The sequence below is a fragment of the Pirellulales bacterium genome (genome assembly GCA_035546535.1).
Lineage (GTDB): Bacteria > Planctomycetota > Planctomycetia > Pirellulales > JACPPG01 > JACPPG01.
Map to the genome: position 1 here is coordinate 1 of DASZWQ010000026.1, position 7,966 is coordinate 7,966.

The following is a 7,966-nucleotide window of genomic DNA, read 5'->3' on the forward strand; positions in this document are numbered from 1 at the left end:
GACGAACGAAGTAACAAGACACATGGCGAGCCTCCTTGGCGATGCGATTGGCGTGAGAACCTATCTGCATCGTGAACGGGGCTCGTCCTATTTCTCAAGAAGCTGTCAACGCTAGCAAAAACTGCGAAAGCCGAACTCAGATACTTCGCAAAATCTGCTCCGAACTGCTTGCGAATCGCTTCCGGAAAGTAGTAGTTCATCGTGGACGGGTCTTGCGGTTCGCGCAGATGCTTTTCGCGCTCGGCGATCAACTTGTCGACATTGCCTTTGTACTCCTCCGGCACCAATTTGGGATTCTTGGCGAGCAGCTTTCTCAGAAGTGCCCGTTGTTCCGTGGCGGCTTGCTCAATCGCCTCGGGCGTTGCGGCCGCGCAAACGCGGATCGCCCATTCACGAGACGGGGCCTTCCTTCGCACGAGCGGCTTGGCACCATGGAACTGCTTCATGTAGCTGATGGCGTTGACGAACACGCGCTGGGCATCCTCTGTCATCACCGACGGCGATCCGGCGAAGCCCCACAGAAGGAAGTTGCCGTGCCGAGCGAGGGCAACGGTGTCGGGACCTTTACTGGAAATGCCTCGTGCGATCACTTCGGCGTCCGGCGAGTCTTCGAAGCCGTAGAGCGAAGAGACCAGGCCGACTTGCGGATTGGTCTTGGTATGCACCTTCCAGACACGCATGGTTGATCCAAGCGATTCGTCGGTCGTGAGCTCCCTGTAGCCGATAGGCGTTGGGACTTCGGTCAATCGGGGATCGACCACCAAGGGCGCACGAAAGATCGCGTGATCCGTCGCCAGGTGGTGTGCCTCATCCTTCAGGCACAGACAAAGCCAGTCGATCTTGAGTTTGAGCTGGATTCCGACGCGCCCTCCGGTCTCGCCAATCAGAATCGTTGGGCGGGCAAAGTCGGTCGACAATTCCGGGACCTTCTTCCGGAGCTGATCCGTCAAATCGAAATCGGGAATGCCCTCGGAGTCGATCGTGTCGCTCCAATCGAAGATGACGACGTCGTGATCTTGCGCTTGTCGCTCATTGAAGCCCGCCAGGTCCGTGGCCGTGACATGGGCGAAGTGCTTCTGCAAGAACGAGTCGAAATCGGCAGCACGTGCGGATGCCGAATCGCCGCAATAGAGAACCCGCAGATCGATACGATCTTCAGCGCCCGCAGGAGTGACGAACAGCCAAAGAAAGAGGGTCGCCAACCAGCAACGCATGCGAGATCTCCGTCAGGTAATGGCGGCCAGAATATCGAAATGGCCGATGGATTATATCGACTTGAGATGGCCTGCCCGAGCGACGTACCACTGATCGCCCGAACCATTCATGACACGCACAACATATTCTCCAGGGTGCTGGGCAAAGATCGACCACTGAGCTTCATAGCCATCGATTCATCTGGAAATTAGAATGGTGGGAATTACCTTGTTAATGAATGGGGCTCATTTGCACCGCATCCGGGAGTTGATCTTTGAAGTTCCTCGCTTTTGCCTTGCCAATAGTTTTCTTAGTCGAACATTCCTTTTCGTCCTCGTTTAATCGCGTCCATGCGGTCACATTTTCAACCCTCGTAAGCATGCCGGGTGGGCAAAGCGCCGGACCAAGCGGCAATATCGCATTCGATGGTTCGTACATCTATGGGACGACGGACCCTGCGATCGTCGGCGCGATCGGTACGGTTTATCGGGTAGCTGCCGATGGCAGCAGTTTCGAGACACTGCACTCGTTTGACTATCCTTTGGGCGGTTATGAGCCCACCGGCGTGACGCTCGTCAATGGCCTACTGTACGGCACGACGGCCACCGGCGGCCCGACGGTGACTGGACAAGGTGGCACGGAAGGAAGCGGTGTTCTCTATTCTTTGTCGACCGTCGTGAACGCTTTTGACATTCTGCACACGTTTCGCATACCCGTCGGATTCCCTGCGACGACGGTGATTTCCGACGGTAGTGCGCTGTATGGAACCACCACCGCGAGCAATCCAGGCGCCATCTATCGCGCGAATGTCGATGGCACAGGGTTCGAAGTCCTGCACACGTTTGACACGACGAGCGGATCCTATTCTCTCGCTCCTTTGACATTGAGTGGATCAACGCTATACGGCACGACATCTGGGTTCTCTGCGCTCGGAAACAAGGACGGAACGATTTTCAGCATGGATACCGACGGTTCTGGATTCCAGGTGCTCCACACTTTTACTGGAACGAGCCAGCCAATAGCCCCGAGCGCCTTGCTCTTGATCGGCACGACCTTGTATGGAACGACACAACTCGGTGGCGCGAGTGGGGACGGAATGGTTTTCCGCATGAACGTCGACGGGAGTGGGTTTCAGGTGTTGCATTCTTTCTCAGGCGGTGACGGTGCTTCGCCGCTCACGGGACTTACCTATCTGAATTCTCACCTTTACGGCACGACCGAATTGGGTGGCACCCAGAACGATGGCGTCATCTTCAGTCTCAATCCGGACGGCAGTGGTTACGACGTGGTGCACTCGTTTTCTGGGAGCGACGGTAGCCAACCGCTGTCGGCGCTCGTTGGCGCTGGCTCGACTTTGTTTGGCACAACATCAACCGGCGGCGCGAATGGTGCTGGAACCGTGTTCGCAATCGTGGTTCCAGAGCCGCAGGGGCTACTCCTGTCCACACTTGCCGCGATTTGCGTCGTTGGTATCACGGCGCGAGGTTGGTGGCGACGCTAACAGGGCCGTCGCTATTTGCCGGTTGCCGTCCCGCCGATGTATTCGCGGCGACTTTGCTTATTCCCCGATTTTCTTCTCGATTTCGGTGACCATCGCGGCGACATCCTTGGTCTCAGCGCGCAAGGCTTTATAGACACTACGTTCGCCATCGTCTGGCAGGCTCGTCGCCCGCGATTTTCCAGGCGCTATTGGTCGACGATCCACCGCGGACATTGGGATGAGTGTAGAACACGTAGAAGCGTGTCCCCTTCGGCGCATGAACGTCGAACTCGATCGTCACGGCGCCGCCGTTCGCCTTGTCGCCACCCGAGAGCGGCTGCACGTCGATCTGTGCCGTCGGCGCTTCCGCGCCGTTGCCGACCTCCTGCTGGAGAGGCCGGGGCGGAGCGAGCTTATCACCCGTACCTGGCAGCTCTCGCCTTTCCTGTCCGCTGGTGCAGACGGTCGACAGCGCAGCCAGCAGCAGAGCGCCAATGCTTGCGCGCCACGTAAACATCAGGTCCTCTCGATCCTGAGGTACGACATTTTTTACAACGCCGTCAGTCATCGGCAGATAACCCTTTGTCCGGGACGGGACGTGGCATGTCAATCGCGCGGTTGCTGGATATGCTAGAGAATCGCTTTCAGGTTGCCGCCATCGGAATTGGGCGCGCTCTTTGAGGATTGCGGACGCCGCCGGGGGTTGTGCCCCCGGAAGATAGTGCCATCGAGCTAAGGAACGCGGTTTGAACTACGTACAGCAAAGGATTCGGATCGTCGCCTGCTGCTCGATGCTGCTGTTGATCGGCACAATCACGTCGTACGCAGCCAGCGCCAAAACGCCTCGTCCCAACATCGTCGTCATGCTCACCGACGATCAAGGCTGGGGCGACCTCAGCGTACACGGCAATACGAACTTGCAAACGCCGGCGGCCGATTCGCTCGCCCGCGACGGCGCTATGTTCGAGCGATTCTACGTTTCGCCGGTGTGCTCGCCCACGCGGGCTGAGTTTCTTACGGGGCGCTATCATCCGCGCGGCGGCGTTTTCAGCACCTCGACCGGCGGCGAGCGGCTCGATCTCGACGAGCGCACCATCGCCCAGGTGTTTCAACAGGCTGGCTACGCAACCGGCGCGTTCGGCAAGTGGCACAACGGCACCCAATTTCCTTACCATCCGCGCGGCCGCGGCTTCGACGAGTTCTATGGTTTTTGCTCAGGGCATTGGGGGGACTATTTCGATCCGCCCCTGGAGCATAACGGTCAACCGGTGCGCGGCCGGGGCTTTATCAGCGATGACTTCACGGATCACGCGCTTTCGTTCATCGAAGCGAACCGCGGAGGGCCGTTCTTCTGCTACCTGGCGCTGAACACGCCGCATTCCCCGATGCAGGTGCCCGAGAATTTTTACGAGAAGTTCGCCGGCGCCGAGATCGCCTTGCGTCACGCGGGCCCCGAGCGTGAGGACGTGGCCATGACGCGCGCGGCGCTGGCCATGTGCGAAAGCAACGACGGGAACCTGGCGCGCGTGCTCGCAAAGCTCGACGAGTTGAAACTCGCCAACGACACGATCGTCGTGTTCTTTTGCGACAACGGTCCCAACAGTTGGCGCTGGAATGGCGGGATGAAAGGGCGCAAGGGATCGACCGACGAAGGAGGCGTACGCGCGCCGCTGTTGGTCCGCTGGCCCGGGCACGTTCCCCCCGGCACGCGCATCAAGAGCCCGGCCGCGGCCATCGACCTGCTGCCGACGCTGGCCGGCCTGGCGGGCGTTTCGGCGAAGGGCGAAAAGCCGCTCGATGGCGTCGATCTTTCGGCGGTGCTGCGCGACCCGGCGACCCCGGCGCCCGCGAGGCTGATCTTCGCGCATTGGACTGGCAGCGTGAGCGCGCGGGATGAGCATTATCTGCTCGATGGCAATGGCCAATTGTTCGACCTGGCAACCGATCCGGGTCAGTCGCGCAATATTCGCCGTGAGCGGCCGGAGGTGGCCGAACGAATGAGTGCGGCCGTGGCCGATTGGCGGCGCGACGTGCTCTCCGAGTTGACCAAGGAGCCGCGGCCCTTCACAGTGGGTTATCGTGAATTTCCGCTGACCGTGCTGCCGGCACGCGACGGTGCGCCGCACGGCGGCGTGAAGCGCAGCGCCCGGGCACCGAATTGCTCGTTCTTCACGGGCTGGACGAACACCGACGACTCGATCACCTGGGACATCGCCGTGGCCACCGCCGGACGCTACAAGGCCACGGCCTGGTACACCTGCCCGGCGGCCGACGTGGGATCGACGATCGAATTGCGTTTTGGCGCGAGCCACGTCACGGCAAAAATTGCCGAAGCGCACGACCCGCCGCTCGTCGGCGCCGAACACGATCGCGTGCCGCGCGAAGGCGAGTCGCTAGTCAAGGATTTCAGGCCGCTCGAATTGGGCCTCTTCGCGTTGCCGGCCGAGCAAGGGAAGCTGACGCTGCGGGCGACCGCCGTTCCTGGCAAGTCCGTCATGGACCTGCGCGGCGTGACGCTCGAGCTGCTGACCGATTAAACTGCGATTTGCCGCGGCGGTGGCCGGACCGCGGTCCCCTAGCAAAACCTTTGTCGAAGACACAATATCCTGTATAGGTTTTTCGATGCACGAGCTTCTTGTAAATCGCGCCGCAAGGCGAGCGTTGCTAATCATCCTGTCGACCGCTCTGGCTGGCCTTTTCATACTGTCATCACCAGGCCGCGCCGACGAAACGCCGGCCAAGCGTCCTAACATCGTGCTGATTCTGGCCGATGATCTGGGCTGGTCGGACCTGGGTTGCTACGGGTCGGAAATCTCGACGCCGAACATCGATCGGCTGGCAGCCAGCGGCACGCGGTTCACGCAGTTCTATAACGGCGCGCGCTGCTGCCCGACGCGTGCCGCCCTGCTCACCGGACTGTACGCGCACACTGCCGGCGTGGGGCACATGCTGCAAGATTGGCATCCGCCCAGTTACACGCATGGGCTGTTGAAAAACACCGCCACGATCGCGGAACTGTTGCACGCGGCCGGCTACCACACTTATCACGTGGGCAAGTGGCACGTCGGCGGCGCGGATCGCGGCGATCGGCCGAACCACCCCATGAACCGCGGCTTCGACCACGCTTACGGCACGGGCGGCGGCGGCGGGTTCTTCGATCTGCAACCGCTATACGCCGATCGCGAGTACGTGAAGCCGGGTGAAGGCTTCTATGCGACCGATGCCTTCACCGATCACGCGGTGCAGTTTCTCGACGAGCACGCGCGCGACCACCACGCGCCTGACAACAACGACGCGCCGTTCTTTTTGCACTTGTGCTACACGGCGCCGCATTTCCCCCTGCACGCCAAGCCCGAGGATATCGCCAAGTATCGCGGCCATTACCGCGAAGGATGGGACCGGCTGCGCGAACGCCGCTTCGCGAGGCAAAAGGAGCTGGGCCTGCTGTCGCCGGAAACCAAGCTGTCGCGGCGCGACCCCGTGTGCAAGGCGTGGGACGAGTTGCCCGCCGCCGAGCGCGAAGAATGGGACCTGCGCATGGCGGTCTACGCGGCGATGATCGATTGCATGGACCAGGGCGTGGGGCGGGTGATGGAAGCCGTCGATCGGATGGGCGCGCGCGACAACACGCTGGTGCTGTTCCTCTCGGACAATGGTTCAAGCGCCGAGGCGCTCAACTCGTGGCCCAATCCCGCGCGCGGCCACAAGCCAGGCGTGGAAACGGGCGCGCCGGGCTCGCACCGCTGCCTGGAGATCGGCTGGGCCTCGGCGGCGAACACGCCGTTTCGCATGCACAAGATGTGGGATCACGAAGGGGGCATCTCGACACCGCTCGTGGCGTGCTGGCCCGCCGGCATTGCGGCGCGCGGCACGCTCACGACCGAGGTCGGGCACATCATCGACCTGATGCCCACGCTTCTGGAAGTGGCCGGCACCAGTTACCCCGCGCAGCTCGGCGACCGCACGCTGCCCCCTTTGGCCGGGCAGAGCCTGGTGAAGGCGCTCACGGGCGGGCGGATCGGATCACGCACCTTGGGCTGGGAACACGAGGGGAACCGCGCGATCCGCATGGGCGATTGGAAATTGGTCGCCGAATTCCGCGGACCGTGGGAGCTGTACAACCTGGCGGAGGATCGTTCGGAAACCAACAACCGCGCGTCGACCGAGCCCGAGCGCGTCAAGGATATGGCCGCCGCCTGGCAAGCGTGGGCCGACAACGTGGGCGTGGTGCCGTGGGAAGATTTGCCCGGCTCGAAGTATAAGCCCTCGGCCGGCTACAGCCGGAAGTCGGAATTCGTAGCGCCGTAGCGCGAGTGCAATATCACGATCGGGTGCCACTGGTGGCTCGCCCACCAGTGTTCATGCGGAGTCGCTCACTGGTGGACAAGCCACCAGTGGCACCCAAGGACCATTTCGAATCAGCGGCAGTCGGCGCGTTGTGAGGGCGTGGACCGGCGGTTATGCTGCGACCGTGATTTGTTTTTCCACGTTCCTTCGCGCTCCGAGGATCTTGATCGATGCACGGCCTTAACCGTTTGATGATTGGCGTCGCGATTCTGCTGCTGTTCGTCTCGCCGCTCGCGGCCGATGAGCCGGTGACGAAAGCCACGATCGACGGCACGGGGCTCGGCTGGCGCGAGTTGGGCGAAGCCGATTTCACGAACGTCAATTGCGATCCCGACACCTGGACCTGGAAAGACGGCGTGGCGCATTGCACGGGCAAGCCCGTCGGCGTGATTCGCTCGCAGAAGCAATACACCAACTTCGAGCTGGTCGCCCAGTGGCGGCATTTGAAATCCGCCGGCAACTCCGGAATCTTCGTGTGGACCATTCCCGCGTCGCTCGAAGGGTTGAAACCAGGGAGCCTGCCGCAAGGGATCGAAGTGCAGGTTCTCGACCACGGCTACAAGACGCAATACGAGGCGGGCGGCAAGAAGGCCGATTGGTTCACGACCAACGGCGACGTGTTCCGCGTCGGCAAGGCGAAGCTCACGCCGTTCCCGCCCATTTCGCCCGACGGCTCGCGCAGCTTCCCGCGCAAGGAGCTGAGCCGGGGGATCAACGAGTGGAACCACTATTATGTGCGCGCCGTGAACGGCGAAATCCGCCTGTGGGTCAACGGCGAAGAAGTGTCAGGCGGCTCGGACGCCGACCCGCGCACGGGCTTTTTGTGCCTGGAATCGGAAGGCTCGCCGGTGGAGTTCCGGAATCTGCGGATTCGGGAGTTGCCGTAAGCGGCGGCATCCGGCAGCAGGCGTCTTATTGTGGTGCAGGCGTCTCGCCTGCAATCAG

The 7,966-nt window shown here is 61.6% G+C and carries 7 protein-coding genes; 5 read left to right on the forward strand and 2 right to left on the reverse strand.

Annotated features, from left to right (window positions below; translation table 11 throughout):
* Nucleotides 1-917: hypothetical protein (locus VHD36_03280; GenBank protein ID HVU86316.1), on the reverse strand; the 917-nt coding region annotated here is incomplete at its 3' end.
* A gap of 93 nt (nt 918-1,010) precedes the next feature.
* Between VHD36_03280 and VHD36_03285 the strand changes: the two genes are divergently transcribed.
* Together VHD36_03285 and VHD36_03290 are read left to right on the forward strand one after the other, a co-directional pair.
* Nucleotides 1,011-1,406 carry a hypothetical protein gene (locus VHD36_03285; GenBank protein HVU86317.1) on the forward strand — a complete coding sequence of 132 codons (396 nt, stop codon included), beginning with the start codon at nt 1,011-1,013 and terminating at the stop codon, nt 1,404-1,406.
* A 62-nt stretch (nt 1,407-1,468) separates the two neighbouring features.
* Nucleotides 1,469-2,695: a choice-of-anchor tandem repeat GloVer-containing protein gene (locus VHD36_03290; protein ID HVU86318.1), complete on the forward strand. Its 1,227-nt coding sequence runs from the start codon at nt 1,469-1,471 to the stop codon at nt 2,693-2,695.
* 136 nt (nt 2,696-2,831) lie between these two features.
* Here VHD36_03290 and VHD36_03295 read toward each other — a convergent pair whose 3' ends face one another.
* Nucleotides 2,832-3,191, reverse strand: coding sequence for a hypothetical protein (locus VHD36_03295; GenBank protein ID HVU86319.1), 360 nt, complete (start codon nt 3,189-3,191; stop codon nt 2,832-2,834).
* Nucleotides 3,192-3,420: 229 nt separating this feature from the next.
* On the opposite strand from VHD36_03295, the gene VHD36_03300 reads away from it, so the two are divergent.
* The 3 genes from VHD36_03300 to VHD36_03310 all read left to right on the forward strand — a co-directional run bounded on the left by VHD36_03300 (nt 3,421) and on the right by VHD36_03310 (nt 7,908).
* A complete protein-coding gene (locus VHD36_03300) occupies nt 3,421-5,211 on the forward strand; it encodes a sulfatase-like hydrolase/transferase (protein ID HVU86320.1) in 1,791 nt (596 codons plus the stop codon).
* Nucleotides 5,212-5,296: 85 nt separating this feature from the next.
* Nucleotides 5,297-6,982, forward strand: a complete 1,686-nt coding sequence (locus VHD36_03305) for an arylsulfatase (GenBank protein ID HVU86321.1) — start codon at nt 5,297-5,299, stop codon at nt 6,980-6,982.
* A gap of 209 nt (nt 6,983-7,191) precedes the next feature.
* Nucleotides 7,192-7,908, forward strand: a complete 717-nt coding sequence (locus tag VHD36_03310) for a DUF1080 domain-containing protein (protein HVU86322.1) — start codon at nt 7,192-7,194, stop codon at nt 7,906-7,908.
* Nucleotides 7,909-7,966 lie beyond the last annotated feature (58 nt).

Coding starts and splice junctions, on each gene's coding strand:
- VHD36_03295 (HVU86319.1), bottom strand. CDS start 3,191: ATGTTTACGTGGCGCGCAAGCATTGGCGCTCTGCTGCTGGCTGCGCTG.
- VHD36_03310 (HVU86322.1), top strand. CDS start 7,192: ATGCACGGCCTTAACCGTTTGATGATTGGCGTCGCGATTCTGCTGCTG.
- VHD36_03305 (HVU86321.1), top strand. CDS start 5,297: ATGCACGAGCTTCTTGTAAATCGCGCCGCAAGGCGAGCGTTGCTAATC.